Source organism: Roseomonas sp. TF40, from assembly GCF_057219975.1.
This window is the reverse complement of record NZ_JBXVVR010000009.1, coordinates 183,661-206,748: the sequence shown is the minus strand read 5'-3', so window position 1 is coordinate 206,748 and position 23,088 is coordinate 183,661. Positions and strand designations below refer to the sequence as shown.

Annotated in this window: 23 protein-coding genes; 8 read left to right on the top strand and 15 right to left on the bottom strand. The window is 71.2% G+C overall.

Annotated elements, in window-relative coordinates; genetic code table 11:
* Positions 1-254: 254 nt before the first annotated feature.
* From AC2D9U_RS21845 to AC2D9U_RS21830, 4 genes are all read right to left on the bottom strand, one after another.
* Positions 255-1,748, bottom strand: a complete 1,494-nt coding sequence (locus AC2D9U_RS21845; protein ID WP_484753109.1) for a carboxypeptidase M32 — start codon at positions 1,746-1,748, stop codon at positions 255-257.
* Between the two features lie 10 nt (positions 1,749-1,758).
* Positions 1,759-2,454 carry an SURF1 family protein gene (locus tag AC2D9U_RS21840; RefSeq protein WP_484753105.1) on the bottom strand — a complete coding sequence of 232 codons (696 nt, stop codon included), beginning with the start codon at positions 2,452-2,454 and terminating at the stop codon, positions 1,759-1,761.
* Positions 2,451-3,554 carry a TIGR03032 family protein gene (locus tag AC2D9U_RS21835; RefSeq protein ID WP_484753101.1) on the bottom strand — a complete coding sequence of 368 codons (1,104 nt, stop codon included), beginning with the start codon at positions 3,552-3,554 and terminating at the stop codon, positions 2,451-2,453. The genes AC2D9U_RS21840 and AC2D9U_RS21835 overlap by 4 nt, the downstream gene beginning before the upstream one ends.
* Positions 3,555-3,630: 76 nt before the next feature.
* On the bottom strand, positions 3,631-5,256 hold the full coding sequence (locus AC2D9U_RS21830; protein ID WP_484753097.1) for an ABC-F family ATP-binding cassette domain-containing protein: 1,626 nt from the start codon (positions 5,254-5,256) through the stop codon (positions 3,631-3,633).
* Between the two features lie 80 nt (positions 5,257-5,336).
* Here AC2D9U_RS21830 and AC2D9U_RS21825 point away from each other — a divergent pair, with 80 nt between their 5' ends.
* Genes AC2D9U_RS21825 through AC2D9U_RS21800 form a run of 6 tightly spaced genes read left to right on the top strand, consistent with a single transcriptional unit; the run spans position 5,337 to position 10,802 of the window.
* A complete protein-coding gene (locus AC2D9U_RS21825; protein WP_484753093.1) occupies positions 5,337-6,545 on the top strand; it encodes an NAD(P)/FAD-dependent oxidoreductase in 1,209 nt (402 codons plus the stop codon).
* A 25-nt stretch (positions 6,546-6,570) separates the two neighbouring features.
* The gene (locus tag AC2D9U_RS21820) at positions 6,571-7,554 is read left to right on the top strand and encodes an isopenicillin N synthase family dioxygenase (protein WP_484753089.1); all 984 of its coding nucleotides are present in this window, start codon (positions 6,571-6,573) and stop codon (positions 7,552-7,554) included.
* Positions 7,551-8,186, top strand: coding sequence for a hypothetical protein (locus AC2D9U_RS21815; RefSeq protein ID WP_484753087.1), 636 nt, complete (start codon positions 7,551-7,553; stop codon positions 8,184-8,186). The genes AC2D9U_RS21820 and AC2D9U_RS21815 overlap by 4 nt, the downstream gene beginning before the upstream one ends.
* Entirely contained in the window at positions 8,176-8,988 is an 813-nt protein-coding gene (locus AC2D9U_RS21810) for an amino acid ABC transporter permease (protein ID WP_484753084.1), read from the top strand. The genes AC2D9U_RS21815 and AC2D9U_RS21810 overlap by 11 nt, the downstream gene beginning before the upstream one ends.
* A gap of 27 nt (positions 8,989-9,015) precedes the next feature.
* Positions 9,016-9,888, top strand: coding sequence for a transporter substrate-binding domain-containing protein (locus AC2D9U_RS21805; RefSeq protein WP_484753080.1), 873 nt, complete (start codon positions 9,016-9,018; stop codon positions 9,886-9,888).
* Positions 9,864-10,802, top strand: coding sequence for an amino acid ABC transporter permease (locus tag AC2D9U_RS21800; protein WP_484753077.1), 939 nt, complete (start codon positions 9,864-9,866; stop codon positions 10,800-10,802). Before AC2D9U_RS21805 ends, AC2D9U_RS21800 begins: the two co-directional genes overlap by 25 nt.
* Before the next feature lie 9 nt (positions 10,803-10,811).
* On the opposite strand, the gene AC2D9U_RS21795 is transcribed toward AC2D9U_RS21800, so the two are convergent.
* The 5 genes from AC2D9U_RS21795 to AC2D9U_RS21775 form a co-directional block, all read right to left on the bottom strand.
* On the bottom strand, positions 10,812-12,533 hold the full coding sequence (locus AC2D9U_RS21795) for a polysaccharide biosynthesis/export family protein (RefSeq protein WP_484753073.1): 1,722 nt from the start codon (positions 12,531-12,533) through the stop codon (positions 10,812-10,814).
* 1 nt (position 12,534) lies between these two features.
* Positions 12,535-13,623: a KpsE/RkpR family capsule polysaccharide export protein gene (locus tag AC2D9U_RS21790; protein ID WP_484753070.1), complete on the bottom strand. Its 1,089-nt coding sequence runs from the start codon at positions 13,621-13,623 to the stop codon at positions 12,535-12,537.
* 73 nt (positions 13,624-13,696) lie between these two features.
* A complete protein-coding gene (locus AC2D9U_RS21785; protein ID WP_484753067.1) occupies positions 13,697-14,347 on the bottom strand; it encodes an ABC transporter ATP-binding protein in 651 nt (216 codons plus the stop codon).
* Between the two features lie 6 nt (positions 14,348-14,353).
* The gene (locus tag AC2D9U_RS21780; protein ID WP_484753062.1) at positions 14,354-15,202 is read right to left on the bottom strand and encodes an ABC transporter permease; all 849 of its coding nucleotides are present in this window, start codon (positions 15,200-15,202) and stop codon (positions 14,354-14,356) included.
* Positions 15,199-15,660, bottom strand: a complete 462-nt coding sequence (locus AC2D9U_RS21775; RefSeq protein WP_484753058.1) for a hypothetical protein — start codon at positions 15,658-15,660, stop codon at positions 15,199-15,201. Before AC2D9U_RS21775 ends, AC2D9U_RS21780 begins: the two co-directional genes overlap by 4 nt.
* Before the next feature lie 131 nt (positions 15,661-15,791).
* Between AC2D9U_RS21775 and AC2D9U_RS21770 the strand changes: the two genes are divergently transcribed.
* Both AC2D9U_RS21770 and AC2D9U_RS21765 read left to right on the top strand, forming a co-directional pair.
* On the top strand, positions 15,792-17,627 hold the full coding sequence (locus AC2D9U_RS21770; protein ID WP_484753055.1) for a capsular polysaccharide export protein, LipB/KpsS family: 1,836 nt from the start codon (positions 15,792-15,794) through the stop codon (positions 17,625-17,627).
* Positions 17,624-18,394, top strand: a complete 771-nt coding sequence (locus AC2D9U_RS21765; RefSeq protein ID WP_484753052.1) for an SDR family NAD(P)-dependent oxidoreductase — start codon at positions 17,624-17,626, stop codon at positions 18,392-18,394. Before AC2D9U_RS21770 ends, AC2D9U_RS21765 begins: the two co-directional genes overlap by 4 nt.
* A gap of 3 nt (positions 18,395-18,397) precedes the next feature.
* Here the strand turns inward: AC2D9U_RS21765 and AC2D9U_RS21760 are convergent, their stop codons facing one another.
* From AC2D9U_RS21760 to AC2D9U_RS21735, 6 genes are all read right to left on the bottom strand, one after another.
* Positions 18,398-19,474 carry a 2Fe-2S iron-sulfur cluster-binding protein gene (locus AC2D9U_RS21760; protein ID WP_484753049.1) on the bottom strand — a complete coding sequence of 359 codons (1,077 nt, stop codon included), beginning with the start codon at positions 19,472-19,474 and terminating at the stop codon, positions 18,398-18,400.
* Positions 19,475-19,487: 13 nt separating this feature from the next.
* Positions 19,488-19,994, bottom strand: coding sequence for a 1,2-phenylacetyl-CoA epoxidase subunit PaaD (gene paaD / locus AC2D9U_RS21755; protein ID WP_484753045.1), 507 nt, complete (start codon positions 19,992-19,994; stop codon positions 19,488-19,490).
* A complete protein-coding gene (gene paaC / locus AC2D9U_RS21750; RefSeq protein WP_484753042.1) occupies positions 19,988-20,752 on the bottom strand; it encodes a 1,2-phenylacetyl-CoA epoxidase subunit PaaC in 765 nt (254 codons plus the stop codon). Before paaC ends, paaD begins: the two co-directional genes overlap by 7 nt.
* 136 nt (positions 20,753-20,888) lie before the next feature.
* Entirely contained in the window at positions 20,889-21,176 is a 288-nt protein-coding gene (gene paaB / locus AC2D9U_RS21745; RefSeq protein ID WP_484753039.1) for a 1,2-phenylacetyl-CoA epoxidase subunit PaaB, read from the bottom strand.
* A gap of 5 nt (positions 21,177-21,181) precedes the next feature.
* Positions 21,182-22,180, bottom strand: a complete 999-nt coding sequence (gene paaA, locus AC2D9U_RS21740; RefSeq protein ID WP_484753035.1) for a 1,2-phenylacetyl-CoA epoxidase subunit PaaA — start codon at positions 22,178-22,180, stop codon at positions 21,182-21,184.
* 73 nt (positions 22,181-22,253) lie between these two features.
* Positions 22,254-23,078: a PaaX family transcriptional regulator C-terminal domain-containing protein gene (locus tag AC2D9U_RS21735; protein ID WP_484753031.1), complete on the bottom strand. Its 825-nt coding sequence runs from the start codon at positions 23,076-23,078 to the stop codon at positions 22,254-22,256.
* Positions 23,079-23,088 lie beyond the last annotated feature (10 nt).

The window sequence follows — 23,088 nt, the reverse complement described above, 5'->3', positions numbered from 1 at the left end:
TGCAAGGCGTGGGCAGACCAGCCCGACCGCTTCACACAAAATCCGCACCACCAAATGCCGGGACTAAACACCTAGAGCAATATGCGTTCAGATAGGATCATGTGAACGCATTTCTTGCTCTAGAATCAATGATTTCTAGAGCACGAGCTGCGTTCATCAGAACGTAGCGTGCTCCAGGGCGGGCAGGTCAGCCCAGACGCTCGCGAACGCGGCGTTTCGTCAGAAACGGGTAGCCCTTGCGCCGCGCGCCTCTGTCAGCCTGGTGCCGTCAGGTAGCGGCTGGTCAGGTGGGCGGTGAAATCCGTCGGGTCGAGCGGCTTGCCCGTGGCCGATACCAGCAGGTCCTGGAAGCCCAGCAGCGCGCCCTGGGCGTGCACCTTCGCCTGCAGCCAGACCATCATCGGCGCCATGCGCCCGGCCGCCAGGTGATCATCCAGGTCCGGCACCTGCCGGCGGATCGCCGCCATCAGCTGCGCGGCCGCCATGGCCCCCAGCGTGTAGCTGGGGAAATAGCCGAAGGCGCCGTCATGCCAGTGGATGTCCTGCAGGCAGCCGCGCGCATCGTCGGGCGGGGTGATGCCGAGCAGCCCGTGCAGCCCCTCCCGCCACGCGCCGGGCAGGTCGGCCGGGGCGAGGTCGCCCGACATCAGCGCCTGTTCCAGCCGGAAGCGCAGGATGACATGCGCCGGATAGGTCATCTCATCGGCGTCGACGCGGATGAAGCCGCGCTCGACCCGCCGCCAGATGCGCGCGAGGTTGGCCGGCGCATAGGCGGCCCGCTCGCCGCCGAAGGTCGCGTGCAGGCGCCCGCCGAGGAAGCCCAGGAAGGCGTTGCTGCGGCAGGCCTGCATCTCCACGATCAGGGATTGCGATTCATGCACCGCCATGCCCGCGGCCTCGCCCACCGGCTGGCGGGCGTAGCCGGGCGGCAGGCCGCGCTCATACATCGCATGGCCGGATTCATGCAGCACGCCGAGCAGCGCCTTGGCCACGTTGCCGGTGTCGTAGCAGGTGGTCATGCGGATGTCGGTGGGGCTGCCGCCGCAGAAGGGATGCACCGATTCATCGAGCCGCGCATGCGCGAAATCGAGGCCCGTCACGCCCGCCATCTCCCGGCAGAGCGCGCGCTGCAACTCAACCGGGAAGGGGCCGGCCAGCGGCAGCGGCGCGGGCTGGCGCGCCTGGATCTCCTCCGCGCGCGGCAGCGCCTCGCGCAGCCAGGATTCATAGGCGGCGAAGACGGGCGCGACATCCGCGGCGCGCACGCCCGGCTGGTAGCCCTCCATCAGCGCATCATAGGGCGAGAGGCCGAGCACCGCCGCATAAGCGGCCGCGATCTCCCGCTGCAGGCGGATCACCTCGGCCAGGTAGGGCAGCACCAGGGCGAAATCGGCCTTCGCCTTGGCCTGGCGCCAGACCTTTTCGCAGGCGGAATTGGCGCGCTCCGTCGCCTCGACCAGCGCGGTGGGCAGCGCGGTGGCGCGCGCATGGGTGCGGCGCATCAGCGCGAGGTTGCGCGCCCCCCAGGGGTCCGCCGCCTGCGCCGCGGCGAGGTCCTCGGCCACTTCCGGCGCGGTGAGCAGCTCATGCCGCAGCCCGGCCAGGGCAGCGAGCTGCTCGGCGCGGGCGGGGCCGCCGCCCTGGGGCATCATGGTGCTGGAATCCCAGTGCAGGATGCCGGCGGCCTCGCCCAGCGCGCCCAGCCTCGCGAAGCGCGCCACGAGGCGTGCATAGGCGGCGTTGCTCATCTTCGATCCCTCATGCGTCGTTGGCCTTCATGCGCCGCCGGGCCCAGACCAGGAAGACGCCGGCCAGGGCCAGGGCCAGGCCGAACCAGGTGATGGCATAGCCCAGGTGGTTGTTGGTGGGGCGCGGCAGGCGCCGCGCCGGGTCGGGCAGGCCGTCCGCGCCAGCCCCCGGGGGGGCCAGGGCGACCACGCCGAAGGGCGCGGCCTCGGGCAGGCCCATCGCGGCGGCAAGGGCCGGGACCTCGAAGGTGAAGAAGCGCCGCCCGGCCAGATCATCCACCGCGGCGAAGCGGCTGCGGGTTTCGGAGAGCCGCACATAGCCCAGCACCTCCACCTCGCCCTCCGGCCGCGCGATGGGGCTCGCGCGCTCAAGCGGCACCCAGCCGCGATCCACCAGCACCGGCGGGCCGGCCTCGCGCAGCAGCGGCGTGACCAGCCGCGCGCCGAGCACGGGGCCGCGCACCTCAAGCTCCAGCAGCACCTCCCGCGCATGGTCGAAGCGGCCGCGCAGCGCCACCTTGGTGAACAGCCGCGGCGAGTCCGTGAGCGGCACCGCCGCGCCCTGCTCCATCGCCGCGATCTCGGCCAGCAGCGCGGTCTTCCAGACAAGGCGCTGGGATTGCCACACCCCCAGATAGACCAGCGTGGCGAAGACGCAGGCCGTGGCGAGGAAAGGCAGCCAGAGCCGGCGCAGCAGCAGCTTCATGCGTTCGCGGCGGGGCGGGGTGCTTCGATGGTGATGGCGCGTTCCAGCTCCTCACCCATGAGGCTCACCGCCTCCGCCTGGCGGATGCCGGGCAGGGCGGCCACGTCGTAGAGCTCCTCGATCGTGTGTTCGAAGCGCAGCCAGTGCTCGCTGCGGCCGGTCTGGGTGTCCACCACCAGCAGGCCGCAGCGCGGCACGGCGTCCTTCTCGGCGAGGCGCTCGGCCAGTTTCAGCCCCTCGAAGGTCTGGTTGCCGCGCGGGCGGGAGAGGCCGACCACGGCGTAGCGCCCGATGAAGGCGAGCCCGCGCGCATAGCCCGGGCAGAAGGCGACCGGCGTGAAGCGCCCGTCCTGCAGGTCGATCACGCCCAGCTCGCCCAGGCCGGAATTGAGCACCCAGAGCCGGCCCTCATGCAGCCGCGGGGAATGCGGCATGGACAGGCCCGACGCGACGACATTGCCGCCCTCGACCTCCAGCACCACGCCGCCATCGCCGCGCCGCTCGCGCCAGCCATCGGCCACGTCGCTGCGGCTGATGGCGGTGACATAGGCGGGGCGCGCGCCGTCCATCGCCAGGCCGTTGAGGTGGCAACGATCCTCCGCCACCAGCGCGGAGATGAAGGGCGGGCGCCAGAGCGGGCGGAAGCTGGCCCGGGCGCTGATCGTGGCGAGGCAGTTGAAGGCCGTGTTGACGAAGATCGGCCCCGGCGCGGCCATGCCGGGCATCTGGCCGAAGCCGATGTCGTGGATGTCGAGCGCGCCGGTCACGCGCGCCTCGCGCGGGACGTAGCGGCGATCGGCGCCGCTCTCGGTGCGCGCGCCGCGCGGCAGGTCGTTGCGGAAGCGCCAGAGCATGGTCTTGCCGCTGACCCAGATCGTCTCGCCATCGGTCCAGATGCCCTGGCACTGGGCGATGATGCGCTCATGCGCGCGCAGCTTTCCCTCCCCGCGCTGGCCGAGGAAGATGATCCGCCCGCGCTGGTAGGTGGAGAGCACGAGCCCCGCCTGCACCTCGCCGAGCCAGTCCGCGAAGCCGGCGGAGGTCATCAGGATCGGTCCCGGCTTGGCGTCGGGCCCGGGCGGCCTCAGGGAACTGGACATGGGAGGACGTCGCCTTGCCGGTTTGGGATGGCCGGAAGATAGGCAGGGCAGGCGCAGGGGGCCAGCCCGCCGCCTGTCACGCCGCGCGCAGCCCCGGCGCCTCATGCCCCGTACGGGCGACATATTCCGTGTAGCCGCCCTCATAGCGATGGACGCCCTCCGGCGTCAGTTCCAGCACACGGTTGGACAGCGCGGAGAGGAAGTGCCGGTCGTGCGAGACGAAGAGCATCGTGCCCTCATATTGCGCCAGGGCCGCGATCAGCATGTCCTTCGTCGCCATGTCGAGGTGGTTGGTGGGTTCGTCCAGCACCAGGAAGTTCGGCGGGTCATAGAGCATCAGCGCCATCACCAGCCGCGCCTTCTCGCCGCCCGAGAGCACGCGGCAGCGCTTCTCCACCTCGTCGCCCGAGAAGCCGAAGCAGCCGGCGAGCGCGCGCAGGGATCCTTGCGGGGCGCGCGGAAAGGCCTGTTCGAGCTGTTCGAAGACCGTGTTCTCGCCCTCCAGCAACTCCATGGCGTGCTGCGCGAAATAGGCCATCTTCACGCTGCCCCCCAGCACCACGGTGCCGGCATCGGGTGCGGTCGCGCCGGTGACGAGCTTCAGCAGCGTGGATTTTCCCGCGCCATTGGTGCCGAGCACGCATAGCCGTTCGCGCCGGCGCAGCAGGAAATCGAGCCCGGCATAGATCACGCGGCTGCCATAGCTTTTGTGCACGCCGCGCAGGCTTACCACATCCTCGCCCGAGCGCGGCGCGGGCAGGAAATCGAAGGAGACGCTCTGCCGGCGCTTGGGCGGTTCCACACGCTCGATCTTGTCGAGCTTCTTGACGCGGCTCTGCACCTGCGCGGCGTGCGAGGCGCGCGCCTTGAAGCGCTCTATGAACTTGATCTCCTTGGCCAGCATCGCCTGCTGGCGCTCGAACTGCGCCTGCTGCTGCTTTTCCGCCAGGGCGCGCTGCTGTTCGTAGAAGTCGAAATTGCCGGCGTAGCTGGTCAGCGTGCCGCCATCGATCTCGATCACCTTGTTGACGATGCGGTTCATGAATTCGCGGTCGTGCGAGGTGAGCATCAGCGCGCCCTCATACTGGCCGAGGAACTGCTCCAGCCAGATCAGGCTTTCGAGATCCAGGTGGTTCGAGGGTTCGTCGAGCAGCATGACATCGGGGCGCATCAGCAGGATGCGCGCGAGGGCCACGCGCATCTTCCACCCGCCGGAGAGCTTGCCGACATCGCCCTCCATCATCTCCTGGCTGAAGCTGAGCCCGGCCAGCACCTCGCGCGCCTGGCCTTCCAGCGCGTAGCCGCCCAGCGTCTCGAAGCGCGCCTGCACCTCGCCGAAGCGCTCGATCAGGGCGTCGAGATTGTCCATCTGCGCGGGGTCCGCCATCGCGGTCTCGAGCTGCGCGAGTTCGGCGGCGACGGTGCTGACATCGCCCGCCCCGTCCATCACCTCGGCCACCGCGCTGCGGCCCGACATCTCGCCCACATCCTGGCTGAAGAAGCCGATGGTCACGCCCCGATCGGTGAGCACCAGGCCCTCATCGGGTGGCTCCTGCCCGGTGATCATGCGGAACAGCGTGGACTTGCCCGCGCCGTTGGGACCGACGAGGCCGATCTTCTCGCCCTTCTGCAGTGCCGCCGAGGCCTCGATGAAGAGGATCTGCGGGCCCTGCTGCTTGCTGATGTTGTCGAGACGAATCATGGTGGTGTGCGACTTGAACCTGTGACGGCGCGCTTATGGCATGGGCCGCGGCCGGAGACAGGCCCGGAAAGGTGCTGCGGATGACCACGTCGATCGAATCGCTGCTGCCGAACGGGCCGGCCGCGCGGCCCCTGCGCGTGGTGGTGGTGGGCGGGGGCGTGCTCGGCCTCGCCAGCGCCTGGGCGCTCGCGCGCCGCGGCCATGCGGTGACGGTGCTGGAGGCCGCGCCCGCCTTCCCCGCCCCCGGCGGCAGTTCGAACGATGAGGGGCGGATCATCCGCCACGCCTACGGCACCATGACCGGCTATGCGGCGATGATGCCCGCCGCCTTCGCCGCCTGGCGCGCCCTGTTCGCGGCGACGGGGCAGGACCGCTTCGTGCCGCTGCGCGCCGTCTATGCGCTGCGCCTCGAAGGGCCCTTCGCGGCGGCCGTCGCGGCCACCCAGGCGGCGCTGGGGCTGGGCTTCCGCGACCTCGACCCCGCCGAATTCGCGGCCCTGCCCATGCTGGCCCGGGAGGGGCTGAAGCGCGCGGTGGAGATCGAGGGCTCCGGCATGCTGCTCGCCCGGCCGATCCTGGAGGATCTGCTGGCGCTGCTGCCCCGGCTCGGCGTGGTGCTGCGCAGCGGCGCGCGGGTGGCGCGGATCGCGCCGGGGCGGGTGAGCCTGGCCGATGGCACCGCGCTGGCCGCCGACGCCGTGATCGCCGCGGCCGGGCCCTCCCTGCCGCTGTTGCTGCCCGAGGCCTCGGCGGCGGCGGGGTTGCGCGTCTCCCTGCAGAGCCTCGCCTATCTGGAGCCCCCGGCCGAGCTGGCCGCCGCCTGGGAAGCGGCGCCGCTGCTGCTCTGCCGGCTGCCGCAGCAGGCGGCGGGCGGGGTCTATGTGCTGCCGCCGCGTGCCGGCACGCGCCTCAAGATCGGCGACTACGCCACCGACGAGCCGGGCGAGCCCTGGCGCGACGACCCGGCCCGCCCGCCCCATGCCGGGCGCCGCGCCGCGCTGCTCGAGGCCGGGGCCCGCGCCATCGCCGATTTCGATCGCTACCGCGTGCTGGAACAGCGCCACTGCCTCTACACCATGGCGCCGGAGGACCGTTTCGTGCTGCGCCCGGCGCAGGAGGGTGTGTGGCTGGCTTCCGCCTGCTCGGGCCATGGCTTCAAGCTGGCCGCCCTGATGGGCCTCGGCCTGGCGGCGGCTGTGGAGGGGCGGCTTGGCCCGGAAGAGCTGACGCATTGGGCGGCCGGGCGCGTCGATGACACTTCCGCCGCCTTCGGTTCCCTGCAATCCTGAGCGCCATGGTTGGGGGCAATCGGGCATGAGCTACGCGAAGGCGCGGGACATCGGCGTGGATCAGATTCCGGTGATCGACATCGCCGGGCTCGTCGCGCGGGACGCGGCGGCCTCGGCGGCCGCCGGCCTCGCGATGCGCGCGGCGAGCGAGCGGATCGGCTTCTTCTACGTCGCCGGCCATGGGCTGCCGGCCGCGAGCACCGCCAGCGCCTTCGCCACCGCGCGGCGCTTCTTCGACCTGCCGGCGGCGGAGAAACAGGCGCTCGCCGTCAATCCGCGGCACCGCGGCTGGGTGAATCCGGGTGGGGCCAAGATGTATGGCACCGCCAAGCCCGACCTGAAGGAGAGCTTCGTCTGGGGCTACGACCTGCCCGAGACGGACCCCGAGGTCGCCGCCGGCACGCCGCTGATGGGCCCCAATGTCTGGCCCGACTCGCTGCCCGAACTCCGCCCCGCCCTCTATGGCTGGTACGAGCAGGTGATGGCGGTGGGCCATGCCGTGCTGCGCGGCCTGGCGCTGAGCCTCGGCCGGCCGGCGGATTTCTTCGAGGCCGGCTACGCCCGCCCGCTGGCACGGGGCGCGGCCATCTACTACCCGCCGCAGCCGCCCGACCTCGGCGCCGACCAGTTCGGCGTGGCGCCCCACACGGATTACGGCGGGCTGACGCTGCTGGCGCAGGACCAGACCGGCGGGCTGCAGGTGAAGGGGGCCGATGGCGGCTGGGTGATGGCGCATCCCATCCCCGACACCTTCGTGGTGAATATCGGCGATCTGATGCATCGCTGGACCAATGGGCGCTTCCGCAGCAACCCGCACCGGGTGGTCAACACCTCAGGCAAGGCGCGGCAATCCTGCGCGGTGTTCTTCGATCCGGGCTTCCACACGGTGATCGACCCGCGCGACCTGCTCGATGATCCCGCGCAGGCGAAATATCCGCCGATCGCCTGCGGCGAATGGGTGGTGGGCCGCTTCGACAAGGCCTTCCGGTACCGCGCGCCGACCAAATGAGCGACCTCGCGAAGGGCGATTTGCGGCGCACGCCCCTGATGCGCGCCGAATGGGACTATGTGACGGCGCCGGCGCTGGACCAGTTCCGCCCCGCCGATTGGGATGTGCTGATGCGCCAGCGCCGGGAATTCGCGGCCGCGCAGCAGGTGGAGCATGTGATGCGGCTGCTGCGCGATTCCGCGGCCGATCCCAGCTTCGGCTACATGGTCAACAATTTCCGCCACTCGCTGCAATCGGCCACGGCCGCCATGCTCGATGGCCGCGACGAGGAATATGTCGTGGTGGCGCTGCTGCACGACATCGGCTTCACCACCTGCCCGACCAATCACGGCGCCTTCGCGGCCAGCCTGCTCGCGCCCTATGTCTCCGACGCCTCGCGCTGGCTGCTGGAACACCATCAGATCTTCCTCGCGCATCACTACCACGAGCACCCCGATGTGGCCGAGGAGCAGGAAGGGCGCGAGCGCTGGCGCGGCCATCCGCATTTCGAGCGCACGGCGGAATTCGTGGCGCGCTTCGACCAGACCACCATCGTCCCCGGCCAGCCCGAGGCGCCGCTCGAGACCTTCGCGCCGATGCTCGGGCGCATCCTCTCCCGCCCGCCGCGGCGCATCGCCCCGCGTGAGGACTGAACCGCCCGCCCTGCGCTGGAAGCGCCGCCGCCATGCGGCGGGGCAGTTGCTGCAATTCCTTCTCTTCCTCGGCCTGCTGGCGTGGCTGCTGATCGATGGCGCGCGCAGCATGGGCTACAATTGGCAGTGGTATCGCGTGCCGCGCTACGTCGTGCAGGTCTTCGACGGCGAGGTCTTCCTCGGCCCGCTGCTGAAGGGCCTGCTGGTGACGCTGGAGATCAGCGCCTATGCGCTGGTGCTGACCGTGGTGATCGGGCTGCTCGCCGCTGTGCTGCGGCTGTCCTCCTCGCTCGCCGGGCGGTGGCTTGTGATCTCCTATGTCGAGGTCATTCGCAACACGCCGCTGCTGGTGCAGCTCTACCTCGTCTATTTCGTGCTGGCGCCGGTGCTGGGGCTGGAGCGTTTCTGGGCGGGTGTCCTCTGCCTTGCGCTGTTCGAGGGCGCCTTCGCGGCCGAGATCTTCCGCGGCGGCATCCAGGCGGTGCGGCGCGGCCAGTGGGAGGGTGCCTGGGCGCTCGGCCTCTCCCGCGCCCAGGCCTATCGCTTCATCGTGCTGCCGCAGGCGCTGCGCGTGATCCTGCCGCCGCTGGCGGGCCTCGCCGTCTCGCTGGTGAAGCACTCGGCCATCGTCAGCATCATCGCGGTCTTCGACCTGACGAATGAGGGCCGGAACGTGATTTCCGACACTTTCCTGACCTTCGAGATCTGGTTGACCGTCGCCGCGCTCTATCTTCTGGTGACGGTGACCCTCTCGCTCGGTGTGGGCGTGCTGGAAAGACGCCTCAAGGGCTCTGCCGCGTGACGCAACCTTCTGCATGGAGACGAAACGATGAGTGAGAACGACAAGCCCGGCCTGAGCCGGCGCTTCCTGGCCCCCGCCGCGGGCAGCGCGGCCGCGCTCGGCGCGCTGGTCTTCGGCGGGCGCACCGCCATGGCGCAGGGCAATGATGCGCGCGCTGCCCTGGCCGCGACCTCGATGATCGAGGAGGTGAAGCGCCGCAACACGCTGCGCGTCGGCATGTCCACCTTCGTGCCCTGGGCCTTCCGCAACCGTGCGGGCGAGCTGATCGGCTATGAGATCGATGTCGCCAACCGGCTGGCGCAGGATCTCGGCGTACGCGCGGAATTCGTGCCCACCGCCTGGGACGGCATCATCCCCGCCCTGCTCGCGGGGCGGTTCGACGCGATTATCGGCGGCATGAGCATCACGCCCGCGCGCAACCTCTCGGCCAATTTCACCTCGGCCTATTCGGCGACGGGCGTGGACATGGTCTCCAGCCGGCGGCTCGCCGATGGCATGACCACGATCGAATCCTACAACCGCCCGAACGTGACCATCACCGGCCGGCGCGGCACCTCGGGCATCGTTGCCGCGCAGCGCCTGATGCCGCGCGCGACGATCCGCCAGTTCGACGATGACGCGCAGTCGATCCTCGAGGTGGTGAATGGCCGCGCCCATGCCATGGTCGGCTCCGTGCCGCGGCCGCTCTTCGCCGCGCTCGACAATCCGGATGCGCTGTTCCGCCCCTTCGCGCAGCCGCTGGTGCGCCAGGCGGACGCCATGGCGGTGCGGAAATCCGACCCCGATGCGCTGAACTTCCTCAACAACTGGATCATGCTGCGCCAGCTCGATGGCTGGCTGGAGGAGCGGCAGGCCTATTGGTTCGGCGCGCGCGAGTGGCGCGACCAGGTCCCGGGCTGAGCGCGCCCGATCGCGAGGCCACCGGCGGGCCCTATGCCCGCCGGCGGCCCGGCTTCGGCGTGGCGGATGCGGTGGTGCTCGGCCTCGTGCTCGGGGCGGGGCTGCTGCTCGCCTGGCGCGCCGGCGTCGCGCTCGACTATCGCTGGAACTTCGCGCCGGTCTGGGCCTTCGTCGCGCGCTACGATGCGGAGCGCGGCTGGGTGGCGAACCTGCTGTTGCAGGGGCTGTTCACCACGCTGCGCGTCTCCTTCTGGGCGGCGATCATCGCGGCGGCGGTGGGCGTGCTGATGGGCGTGGCGCGCACCTCGCATCTGCTGCTGCCACGCCTGATCGCCGGCTTCTATGTCGAGACCATCCGCAACATCCCGCCGCTGGTCTTCATCTTCGTCTTCTACTTCTTCGTCACCAGCCAGATCCTGCCCGCACTGGGCATCGAGGACTGGATCCGCCGCCAGCCGCCGGACTCGCTGTGGTGGATCGAGACGATGTTCGGCCCGCCGCAGCAGGCCGCCGGCGTCATCGCCGCCATCCTCTGCCTGGGTCTGTTCGAGGGCGCCTATGTGACCGAGATCGTGCGCGGCGGCATCCGCTCCATCGCGCCGGGACAGAGCGAAGCCGCACGCGCGCTCGGCCTCTCGCGCGCCAAGACGCTGCGTCTGGTCGTGCTGCCGCAGGCCATCGCGCGCACCGTGCCGCCGCTGACCGGGCAGGCGGTGTCCCTGGTGAAGGACAGTTCCATCATCTCGCTGGTCTCGATCCAGGACCTGACCTTCCTGGGCAGCGAGGTCTCGGCGACCACCAACCGAGTCTTCGAGACCTGGATCGTGGTCGCGCTGTTCTACTTCGTCATCTGCGGCGCGCTGTCGCTGGTCGCCGCAAGGCTGGAGCGACGCTTCGCGGTGCAGAACCGCTGAAGGCCGCGTTCAGTTCATGAAGACCCGCGCCGACAGGGCGGATTGGAAGATCAGGTTCAGCAGGTCGCGCGTCAGCTGGAAGTTCTTCGGGTCCAGCCGCGGCAGCGCGATCACCTCATCGCCCGGGGAGGGGCCCTCGGTGGGTTCGAGGATCATCTCGCCGCTCGCGCGCCGGATCATCACCTGCGCCTCCGCACCGCGCTCGGCGAGGCCGCCTGCGGCGCGGATGTAGTCCGGGATGGTCATGTTCGGCCGCCAGACCACCGCCTGTGGCGCCATCACCTCGCCCGAGACCAGCACGGTCTGCACGCGTTCGGGGATCACGATGATGTCGCCATCCTCGAGCCGCACATCGGCGCAGCGCCCGCCGCGATCCATCACCACCAGACGCCCTTCGGGCCGGGTACGCCGCGCGCGCTGGATGTAGTTGGTCACGAGGTTGGCCTCGGAGGCCCGCACCTCGGCCACGCCGGTGGTGGGCGAGATGGAGAGGAAGAGCTGGCGTTCGAGACGGTCCATCGCCTCATTGATCACGCGCGCCTGCTGCGCGGCGACCGAGGGGCGCAGCAGGAAGACGCCGCGGGTATTGGCCAGGTTCGGATCGACCTCGATGTGGTCAAGCATGGTGCACAGCGTGGTTTCGCGATTGGCGATCAGCACCGAGGGACCGATGCGGCTGCCCTCCACCATCACGCGCACCGTGGGTGCGGGCGCATCGGTGATGAAGCTGACCACATCCTGGTCGAGCAGCGTGATGTTGTTGAGTTCCCGCACCGTCGCGTAGCGGGCGAAGGGCTGGCCGCCGCGCGTGCCACGGATCACCGCGTTGGTGGCGGCGGGCAGCGGCGAGGCGAGGCGGATCAGCTCGCTGCCCGGCATGGAGCGGCCCGAGACCTCGAAGAGGAAGTTGTTGCGCACCGCCCCGTCAACGCCCACCACCGCGCCCTGCGGCGCGACGACCAGCGTATCGCCCTGCTGCAGCGAGACTTGCGGCAATTGCCCGGTCAGCAGGAAGCGGTAGAGATCGATGCGCGCGACCGTGCGGCCGTCGCGGTTGATCGCGATGTCGCGGTAGGAGCCGCGGCCCGGATCGACGCCCCCGGCCCGCGCCAGGTAGTCGAGCACGCTGTCCGATCCCGTGCCCATGTGCCGGCCCGGGTTGCGCACGAAGCCGGTGACGAAGACCCCCACCTGTCCCGAGGTCAGCAGCACCGCATAGACCTGCACCTGCTGCGAATAGACGCGCCGCACCTCGGTCTCGACCACGCGCTGCAGGTCCCCTGCGCGGATGCCGGCCATGCGCACAGGGCCGATCTGGGGAATGAAGAGGTTCCCGTCCGGATCGACGACGCCGATGATCGAGGCCTCGACGAAGCCCCAGACGGTGATCGAGACCCGATCACCCGGTGAGATGCGGTAGTTGGGGTTCGGCGTGTCGGACGGCGCCGGCGCGCCGCGGGTGAAGAGGCTGGCGCCGAACACCACCGTGGCCGGACCCGGGGCACGCTGCGGATCGCCGATCGGCCCCACCGCGGTCGGCCCGGCTTCCGCCGCCGTGGCGGTGCCTTCGCGCGTCGTGGTCACCTGGTCGCCCGCGCGCAGCAGGTTCGGCAGCGCATTGGTCAGGCCGGGCGGCATCACCTGCGCAAGGCCCGGCGCGGGGGCGCAGAACGCCATCACGCCGGCCAGCAGCAGGGGAAACAGCTTCGCGCGCGGGGTCTTGGATTGCATGTCAGCTCGCATGTTCGCGTGCACCGGCGACCAGCAGCCAGCCGATGGCGTAGAAGATCGTCAGGGCGATCAGCACGGTGAAGGTATTGAAGACTGCCTGCGGGTAGAGCGCGTATTCCGGCAGGTTGGGCTCGACCACGCGCAGCAGGAAGATCTGCTGGCGCTGCGCCTCCGCCCGCGCCGTCTCGAGCGAGCCCGTCGCCGAGGCCAACTGGCGGTCCGCGAATTCGCGCTCAAGCACCAGGCGTTCATAGGCGGCCAGGCGCTGCGTGACATTCTCGTCGCCCTGCGTGATGCGCGCGCGCTCGGTCGCGATCTGCGCCGCCAGCGCCGAGATCCGGTTGGTCAGAAGCTGGATCTGCGGGTTGTCGGGGCGCATGAAGGCACGCCGCTCCTGCAACTCGGCCCGGGCCTGGGAGAGCGCGGCCTCCAGCCGGCCGATCCCTTCCATGGCTGTCACCGCCTCGCGCGTCGGGTCGAGCGCCTGCTCTCGCTCACGGAACAGGGTCAGCGCCGTGCGCGCGGCCATCACGCGTGCCTCCGCGATCTCCACTTCCTGGCGCGCGACCCGGATGGCATCCGCCTGGGTGCGGGCGGAGAAGCGGTTCACGAGGTCCTCGGACAGGACCAGCAGCTGCTCGGCGATGTCGCGCGCATCCTGCGGGCGAAAGGCGAGGACGCGCAGCGTGGCGATGTTGGTCTCCATGTCGTACTCGACGGTGACCCGCCGTCGGAAATAGCGCCGCAGGCGCTCGGCCTCCGGGTCTTCCCACCACAGGCGCGACAGGATGTCCGATTCCGGCCGGCGCCAGATGCCGACCAGGTCAAGCGAGCGGCGCAGCCCGACGATCGCGTCGTTGCTCTGCACGAAGTCGTTGACCGCGCGCATCTCATCCGCGCCGGCGCGCAGGGCGGCTGCCGCGCCGCCGCTGAACATCCCCGCTGCCGCCCCGGCACCGCTCGGGCCGCCACCGCTGCGGCTGCGCACGAGGTAGCGCGCCTCCGACTCGTAGAGGTTGGCGGCGATCAGCGCGTAGTAGGTGCCGACCAGCAGCGTGGGCAGCAGCACCAGCAGCGCGAACCACTGCATCTTGCCAAGCGGGCGCCGCGCGGCGCGCGGGGGCGAAGCCGCCGGCCCGCGCGTGCTGGCGCCCGCCAGCAGCTCAGAGGGCTTGGTAGGCGGCGAAAGCTTCATCCATGTCCTCGTAGAAGGTCAGCTTGCCTTCGTTCAGCACCGCCGCGGTCCGGCAATAGCTGCGGATCGTGTTGGCCTGGTGGCTTACCATGATGATGGCCCGGTCGCGCATGCGTTCGGCGAGCAATTGCCGGGCGCGCTCGATGAAGCGGTCGTCGCCAGTGGCGGTCGCCTCGTCGATCAGATAGCAGTCGAAGTCGATGGCGAGGGACAGGCCGAATTGCAGCCGGCCCATCATGCCGCTGGAATAGGTGCGGGTCGGCATGGTCATGTAGTCGCCGAGTTCCGCGAAATCCTCGACGAAATCCATGATCTCTTCCGGTCTGCGGCCGTAGAGCCGGGCGACGAAGCGCACATTGTCGGCGCCCGACATGGTGTTCTGCAGCCCGACCCCGAAACCCAGCGGCCAGGACACGCTCATGCGGTGTTCGACCCGGCCCGACGTCGGGAACTCGACCCGCGCCATGGTGCGGATCAGCGTGGATTTGCCCGCCCCGTTGCGCCCGAGGATGCCCACCGCATCGCCGGGCCGGATCAACGCGTTCACGCCGTCCAGCACCGTGCGCCAGGTGCCATCGCGCATCTTGTAGCGTTTGGTGACGTTCTCGAGGAACAGCATCGCCGCTCAATGCTCCAGCTTCGGCCGCGCGGCGCGCAGTGCGAACATGCCAAGCAGGTTGAACGCGATGGCCCAGCTCAGGGCGTAGGGCACGTCGTAATAGGGGGGGATCAGGTCGCCGAACATGCCGTCGCGCATCATCTCGTGGAAGTGAACCTGCGGGTTCCACAGCAGCACCTCGCGCCAGGACGGCGGCAGCGAGTGCATCGGGATGAATGCGCCGGAGAAGGGCAGGGCGAGGTAGGTCAGCGGGTGGACCACGCGATCGGTGAGTTCGAAGGCGGCGGTGCCGGCAGCGACCAGCATGGCGAGGCCATGCGAGTAGAGCAGCATCATCATCAGCCCGGCTACCAGGATCGGCACCGAATGCGGCGTCATGCTCACCAGCCAGGACGCGCCGGTGATCACCACCAGCAATACCGTGGTCACCACCGCGGATTGCAGCAGCCCGCGAGCCAGCATGATGTCGAACAGCTTGATCTGCCGGTGGTAGAGCAGGGTCATGTTCGCCGTCAGCGCACCCGACGCCTGGTTGATCATGCCACGGAAGGCGAAGTAGGGCGCGTAGCCGATGACGCCGAACATGAAGGGCGGCACGCCGTAATGCCCGCCCCGATCCATCAGGTGCTTGAGGGTGCCGATCGCGAAGGCGAGAAGCATCGGCTCGAAGAACACCCAGAGGAAGCCGATCTGGTCGCGCCCGAAGCGTGTGGTCATCTCACGCAGCAGCAGCGCGTAGATCACCCGCCCCTGCAAGCGGAAGCCGGTGAGGACTTGCCGCAGGGGGCTCGAATCACGGGTCTCGGACAGGCTGGACGAGTAGACGCCCGGCGAGGCGTTGCCCCAGCCGCTCACCGCGCGCCCGCCCCGCCCCGCAGCAAGGGCCGCGCTTCGGTCCAGCCGGTTTCGGCAGCGCAAATCAGCCGCGCCCGTTCCTCGAGGCCGGCGCCGACCACCACTTCGCGACACTCCCGCCCCGACGCGGCGTGATAGACCCGCACCACCCGCACGGAGGCAGCCTGGCCGTTCTCGAGCGTCACACGCTCATCCTGTCCGGGGCGGGCGCGGGCGGCTGCGGCGATGATGGGGTCGGCGCTGACAGGTGGAGGGGTGGCGGCGGTGGCGGGGCGCGGGCTGCTGAAGTTCAGGCGCTCGGTCACGCCCTGTCCGGCGCACCCCGCGAGGCCCAGGCAGGCGGCCAGCAGCAGGGCCGGAACCGGCGCACCGCGCCCCAGCTCGGGGCGCGCTGCAAGTTCCTGGCGCGCCTGCGCCTTACCCATGCCCGGGTCCATCGTGCGGATGCTGTGGCTCATGCACGCCACAGTAGCGGAGAAGCACTGGGCAGGCAAAGCATCCGGCCCCTTTCGGCCCTTCCCGCAGCGTTCCCTCCACGGGATTGCTGATCTAGGTTGCCCGCGTGTCCCCTTCGCCCCCGACCGCACCGGTGAGGCTGCGCCCCGACCCGGCGCTGCTGCGCGCGCAGCCGCATCTGCCGGCCTTCTTCCCCGACCATCCGCTGGCCGGTCCCGGGGAGCCAGGGCTGGTCTTGCTGCCGGTGGGTGCGCCCGCGCCGGGCCCGGCCGCCGTGCTGCGCTACACGGCCGGGCCGTTCCACCCCGTCCGGCTCGGCCCACGTGCCCCGCTGGTAGGGCTGCTGGCCTCCGCCGCGCCCGATCCGCTGGGGGTGGCGCTGGCCAGCCCTGCGCCCCCGCCGCGCGACATGGAAGACCTGCTTGAGCGCCTGTGCGCGGGGCGGATCGGCGCGCCGGCGGGGATGGCGGATCCCGGTCTGCCGGCGCTCGGCGTGGCGCCGCGCAGCGCCGTTGTGGTGCTCGACCCCTGCCGGCCGGAGGAAGCCGCCACGGCTGCCGCGCGCCTGGCCGCCGCCCGGGCCTCGGGCCTGCCGGTCGTGGTGGCCCAGGATCCCTTCGCGAGTGGCGTGCCCGTGCTGCCCGGCAGCCTCATGCGCCTTGACCCCTGGACCCTGCTGGAGGGCGCTGCCTGGCTCAGCGGCGCCTCGCGCGACCTGGCCCTTCTCGCCCTCGCGGCCGGGGTGGGGCTGCGCGATGGCGTGCTGGCGGGCCAGGATCGCCTGGCGGTCTGGGCGGCGCTGTTTGCCGGCACGCGCTGGGCCGACCCGTTCCGCGCCACCCCCGGCACCGCCCGGCAGGGCATCGAGACCCTGGCCCTGTGGAAGCGGCGCGAGGCCGAGTCGCGCGGCATCGCCGCCTGCCTGGGCGTGCATCCCTACAAGCAGGACCGGCTGCGCGACCTGCTGGCGAGCGGCGCGCCCGCGCCCAGCTTCCATGCCCGGCCCGGCCCGGCCCTGAAGGCGGCGCGCGCGCGCCGGGGCGCCCTGCTGGCCTGGAGCGCCAATGCGCCCGAGGGCCTGCGTGCGGCGGCGGCGGCCGAGGGGGTGGAACTGCGCTGGCTTGAGGATGGGTTTCTCCGTTCCGCGGGCCTCGGCGCCGCCTTCCGGGCCGGGGCCTCCTTCGCGCTGGACCGGCACGGGCCCTATTACGACCCCCGATCGGGCAGCGAGCTGGAGCATCTGCTCGCATCCGTTAACATTCCGGAAACGCTGCGCGCCCGGGCCGCGGCGCTGCGTGCGGCGGTCGTGGCGCGCGGCTTCACCAAGTACAACCTCGGGGGAGAGACCCCGGTCATCACCGCCCCGCCCGGGCGCCGGCGCATCCTCGTGCCGGGGCAGGTGGAGGACGATGCCTCCGTCCAGCGCGGCGGCGGGGCGATCCGCAGCAACCTTGCGCTGCTCGAGGCCGTGCGCGCGGCCGAGCCGGACGCCTTCCTGATCTACAAGCCGCATCCCGACATCGAGGCCGGCTTCCGCCGCGGGCGGATCCCGGCCGCGCGGCTCGCCGCGCTGGCCGACCAGGTGCTGCACCGCGCGCCGATGGCCGCCCTCTTCGGCCAGGTGGACGCGGTGCACACCCTGACCTCGCTCACCGGCTTCGAGGCGCTGCTGCGCGGCGTGCCGGTGACGGTGCATGGGCGGCCCTTCTACAGCGGCTGGGGGCTGACCGAGGACCGCCTGCCCCCCCTCGGCCCGCGCCGCGTGCTGAGCCTGGATGAGCTGGTGGCGGTGGCGCTGATTCTCTATCCGCGCTGCATCGACCCCCTCACCGGCCTGCCCTGCGAGCCGGAATTGCTGCTCGAGCGGCTCGACCGGCCGGAGCTTTTCCCGATCGGCGAGCGCGGGCTGATCCGCGCCGTGCAGGGCGGCATCACGCGGCTGCTGGCCCGGCTCAGGAGGGTGCGATGAGCGGCATTGTCATCAGTGGGGCTTCGCGCGGCCTGGGGGCGGCGCTGGCGCGGCACTATGCCGGCCCGGGCGTGCGGCTGCTGCTGGTGGCCCGCTCGGCCGATGCGCTGGCGGCGGTCGCGGCGGCCTGCACGGCGCGCGGCGCGGTGGTGAGCCTGTGCGCCTGCGACGTGCGCGACGCCCCGGCGCTGGCCGAGGCCCTGGCGGCATTCGAGGCGGCGGGGCCGGTCGATACCGTCATCGCCAATGCCGGCACCTCGGCCGGCACGGCGCCGGATGGCACGCCCGAGAGCGCCGCGGCGGCGGTGCGGCAGATCGAGGTCAACCTGATCGGCGCGATGAACCTCGTGGCCCCGCTGCTGCCCGGGATGCGCGCGCGCGGGGCGGGGCGGATCGGGCTGGTGGCCTCCGTCTCCGGGCTGCGCGGCCTGCCGGATTTCCCGGCCTATTGCGCCTCCAAGGCCGGGCTGTGGTCCTGGGGGGAGGGGCTGCGCAGCCAACTCGCCCCGCGCGGCATCCGCGTGACGGTGCTCGCCCCCGGTTTCTTCGAGAGCGCGATGGGGCAGCGGTTCCAGGGCGCGCGGCCCTTCGAGCTGAGCCTCGAGGAAGCGGCGGCGCGCTGCGCGGCGGCGCTGGAGCGCGGCGCGGCGCAGGCGGTGTTCCCCTGGCCGATGGCCCTGACGATGCGCGCCCTGGCCCTGCTGCCGCCGCGCATCGGTGACTGGGCCGCGCGGCGCGTGCGGTTCCGGGTGGTGCCCGAGGGCTGAGGCTCAGGCCGCGTCGTAATCCACGCTGAGGCTGGCGCTCGTCGCGCGGGACTGGCAGGTCAGCACATAGCCGCCCGCGACCTCCCAGGGCTGCAGCGAGTAGTTCGTGGCCATGTCCACCGACCCCTCGGTGACCTTGGCGCGGCAGGTGCAGCACATGCCGCCGCGGCAGGACCAGGGCAGGTCGAGACCCGCGCGCAGCCCGGCTTCCAGCACCGTCTCGCCCTCGGCCATCGGCACGTTGCGCGTCACGCCATCCACCGTGATGGCGGCCAGGGCGGCGGGGGCGGAATCGGGGGCGACAGGGGCGCGCGGCCGGGCGGGGCCGCTCGGTGTGAAGCGCTCGACATGGATCGCCGCGGGCGCGACGCCGAGCGCGGCAAGGGCAGCGGACGCCTCCTCGGCAAAGCCCTCGGGGCCGCAGAGGAAGGCGGCGTCGAGGCTTGCGGGGGCCACGAGGCCCGGCAGCAACGCGGCTATGCGCGGGCCATCGAGCCGGCCATGCAGCGCGTCCAGCTCATGCTTCTCGCGGCTCAGTACATGCAGCACCGCGAAGCGCGTCAGGTAGCGGTCCTTGAGCTCCTCCAGCGCGGTGCGGAACATGATGCTCGCCTGGTCGCGATTGCCATACAGCAGCAGGAAGCGCGCGCGCGGCTCGCGCGCCAGCAGGCTCGTCGCGATGGAGAGGATCGGCGTGATGCCGCTGCCGCAGGCCAGGCCCAGCACGCTGCGCGGCGGCGCGCCGGCCTGCGGCATGAGGCCGAAGCGGCCTTCGGGCGGCATGGCTTCCAGCACCTGGCCGGGCCTCAGATGGTCCAGCGCCCAGCTCGAGAAGAGCCCGCCCGGCACGCGCTTGATGCCCACGCGCAGGGTCTCTTCATCCAGACCCGAGCAGATCGAATAGCTGCGCCGCTGCTCCACGCCGTCGAAGACGCGGCGGAAGGTCAGGTACTGGCCGGGGATGAAGCTGAAATTGGCATGCGGCGGCGGCACGAGGCTGACCGCGATGCTGTCCGGCGTCTCGCGCGTGATGGCGGCGACGCGCAGCGGGACGAAGCGGGTGGTCGTGATCGCGGTCATGGTGGCGGTCCCGCTACAGGCATTTGAAGGCGTCGAAGGGTTCGCGGCAGGCGGTGCAGCGCCAGAGCGCCTTGCAGGCGGTGCTGCCGAATTCGGAGAGCTTCTCGGTGGTCGCCGCCCCGCAGCGCGGGCAGGCCGGCGCGGCCTCCTCGCCGAACAGCGCGCGGCGCGTGGCGCGCGGCGCGGGGGGCGCGATGCCATAGGCGCTGAGCTTGGCGCGGCCGGCCTCGCTCATCCAATCGGTGGTCCAGGCGGGGGCGAGCACCTCACGCACGCGCGGCTCGGCGAAGCCCGCGCCGCGCAGCGCCATCTCCACCTGCAGCGCGATCAGGCGCATGGCGGGGCAGCCGGAATAGGTCGGCGTGATGTCCACCTCGATGGCGCCGTCCTCGGCCACGCGCGCGTCGCGCAGCACGCCGAGATCTTCGATGGTCAGCACCGGGATCTCGGGATCCACCACGCCCGCCGCGACCTCCAGCGCGCGGCGCCGGAGGCGTTCGCGGTCGAGCGTCGCTACCATGTCGCCCCCGGATAGGCGCGCTGCAGGTGCTGCATCACGGCGAGCATGTGGCCGAGATGTTCGGTATGCACGCCGCGCCGCCCGCCGGATTGCATCCAGCCATCGCGCGGGCGTGCCAGCGTCGCGCGGTCGAGCACGCGGGCGAGGATGGCGTCGAAGGTCGGGCGCAGCGACACCGCATCGGGGATCACGCCGGCCGCGACCAGCGCGGCGTCCTCGGGCGCGAAGAGTTCGCCGGTATAGGGCCAGAGCTTCGCCAGGGCGGCGGTGCTGCGGGCATGGCTTTCATCGGTGCCGTCGCCGAGGCGGATCAGCCATTCTCCACCATGGCGCAGATGGTAGGTGACCTCCTTCTCCGCCTTCGCCGCGATGGCGGCGAGCGTGGCGTCGGTCGAGCCCATCGCCGCCTGCCACCAGGGCTGCATCGCGGCGCTGAACAGGCAGATGCGGACGATCGTCTCGGCGAAATCGCCGCGCGGCAATTCGCAGAGCAGCGCGTTGCGGAACTGCGGCGCGTCGCGCAGATAGGCGAGGTCATCCTCGCTGCGCCCCGCGCCCTCGACCTGTGCGGCGTATTGGTAAAGCGCGCGGGCCTGGCCCAGCAGGTCGAGCGCGATGTTGGCGAGTGCCAGATCCTCCTCCAGAATCGGCGCATGGCCGCACCATTCGGAGAGACGGTGCGCCAGCACCAGCGCGTCGTCGGCGCGCGCGAGGATCGCGTGCAGCAAAGGCGTTTCGGCCAGCGTGATGGTCGTCATGCGATGACCTTCCAGTGTCCGCGAAGCAGGGCGGCCCGCCCTTGCGGGCCGAGCCGCCGAATGGCGGCCGCGGCCGATGCCGCGCAGCCAAGGCCGCGGCGCGGCCGCCCGGCGTCTGAGGGCGAAGATCGCTTCACTACATATGCCCCACTTCCTCGGGCACCTCGTAGAAGGTGGGGTGGCGGTAGATCTTGTCGGCGGTGGGCTCGAACAGGCTGTCCTTGTCCTGCGGGTCGCTCGCCGTGATCGCCGCAGCGGGCACGACCCAGAGGGAGAGGCCCTCGCCGCGCCGGGTATAGGTGTCGCGCGCGGCCTGCAGCGCCATCTCGGCATCGGGCGCGTGCACGCTGCCGGCATGGCGATGCGCCAGGCCCGCGCGGGCGCGGATGAAGACTTCCCAGATCGGCATGGGTGTTTCGGGCATCGTCCTCACTCCGCGGCCAGGGCCGGCGTGGTGCGCGCCCGGCGCTTGGCGGCGTGGGCGAGGGCGGCTTCCCGCACCCAGCGCCCGTCCTCATGCGCCTGCCGGCGGGCTTCCAGACGCTCGCGGTTGCACGGGCCGTTGCCGGCGAGCACCTGGCGGAATTCCTCCCAGTCGATCGGGCCGTGGCGCCAATGCCCGTCCTCGAAGCACAGCGCCGGGTCAGGGAAGGCCAGGCCGAGATAATGGCCCTGCGGCACCGTCGCATCGACGAATTGCTGGCGCAGCGCGTCATTGGTGAAGCGCTTGATCTTCCAGCGCATGGATTGGTCGGTATGGGCGCTTTCGGCATCCGGTGGGCCGAACATCATCAGGGCGGGCCACCACCAGCGATCCAGCGCATCCTGCGCCATCGCCTTCTGCGCCGCGCTGCCGCGCGCGAGGGTGAGCATGATCTCGTAGCCCTGGCGCTGGTGAAAGCTTTCCTCCTTGCACACGCGGATCATGGCGCGGGCATAGGGGCCGTAGCTGGTCCGGCAGAGCGGGATCTGGTTCATGATCGCCGCGCCATCCACCAGCCAGCCGATCGCGCCGATATCGGCCCAGGTGAGCGTCGGGTAGTTGAAGATCGAGGAATACTTCGCGCGCCCGCTCAGCAATTGCTCGACCAGTTCCTCGCGCGAGGTGCCGAGCGTCTCGGCGGCGGCGTAGAGATACAGACCGTGCCCGCCCTCATCCTGCACCTTGGCGAGCAGCGCGGCCTTGCGGCGCAGGCTCGGCGCGCGGGTGATCCAATTGCCCTCGGGCAGCATGCCCACGACCTCGCTATGCGCGTGCTGGCTGATCTGACGCGTCAGGGTGCGGCGATAGGCCTCGGGCATCCAGTCATTCGGCTCGACCTTCTCCTCGGCCGCCACGCGGGCCTCGAAGCGGGCGAGGCGTGCGGGGTCCTCGGTCGCGCTGGCGGGGGCGCCGGCATCCTTCTGGTTCAGGGCCTGGGTGTACATGGCCGATCCTCCACCTATGCGGGGGAGGATATGTCACAGTGCGGCGCACAAACAAGGGGTGAAGTGTAACGCTTCAGGCGCCCTCGAAGCGCCCCTCCAGCCGCGCGCCGGGCAGTGCGCCGGCTTCGCAACGCCCCTGCGCGTCGAGCCAGGCCTCGGAAGCGCCGAGCATCTGCCGGTAGAGCCGCCGGGTCAGTTGGCGTGCCGCATGGCCGGGCCAATCCTCAGGCAGCAACTCGGCCGGCAGCGCAGGATCGCGCAGCACGACGCGGCGCCACTCATGCACCAGCAGCAGTCGCAGCGGCAGCGCCTCTTCCGCCGGTGGCGCGTCCGGCAGTCCGCCGAAACCTTCCAGGAAACGCTGGTACTGCGCCTTCAGGCCATCCAGCAGCCAGCTTTGCGCGGCCAGGCGGCGCGCCTCCGCCAGGCTGCGCGGCGTGGCCTGCAGCAGGATCGCCCCCTCCAGCCCGGGCGGGGTGGTGAGGCCGATGCGCAGATCGGCTGCCAGATGGCCGAACAGCGCGGCGTCCAGCGCCTGCGCCGCCTCGGGCGATTCGGGCCGCGCCAGCACGAAGCGCCCGTCCCAGGCCGGCGGCGTACCGGCGTAGATGCGTGCCGCCGCGCCGGCGAAGACCGATTCGCCACGCGGACCCAGCCGGTAATAGGACAAGCGGCCGACCCGGTTGCGCGCGAGCCAGCCTTCCTCGGTCAGCCGCGACATGGCCGTGCGCACCTGCCCCGGCGTGCAGCCGAAGCGATCGAGCACCGCCTGGAGCGTGCCGAGCCAGAGCGAGCCGCCCCGCGGCGCCACCGCATCGCCCCAGAGCGTGACGATGAAGGAGGCGATGCGCGGCGGGCCAAGCCGTGCCAGGGCGATGTCGAGGGGCGATGCATCCATGCCGGCAGCG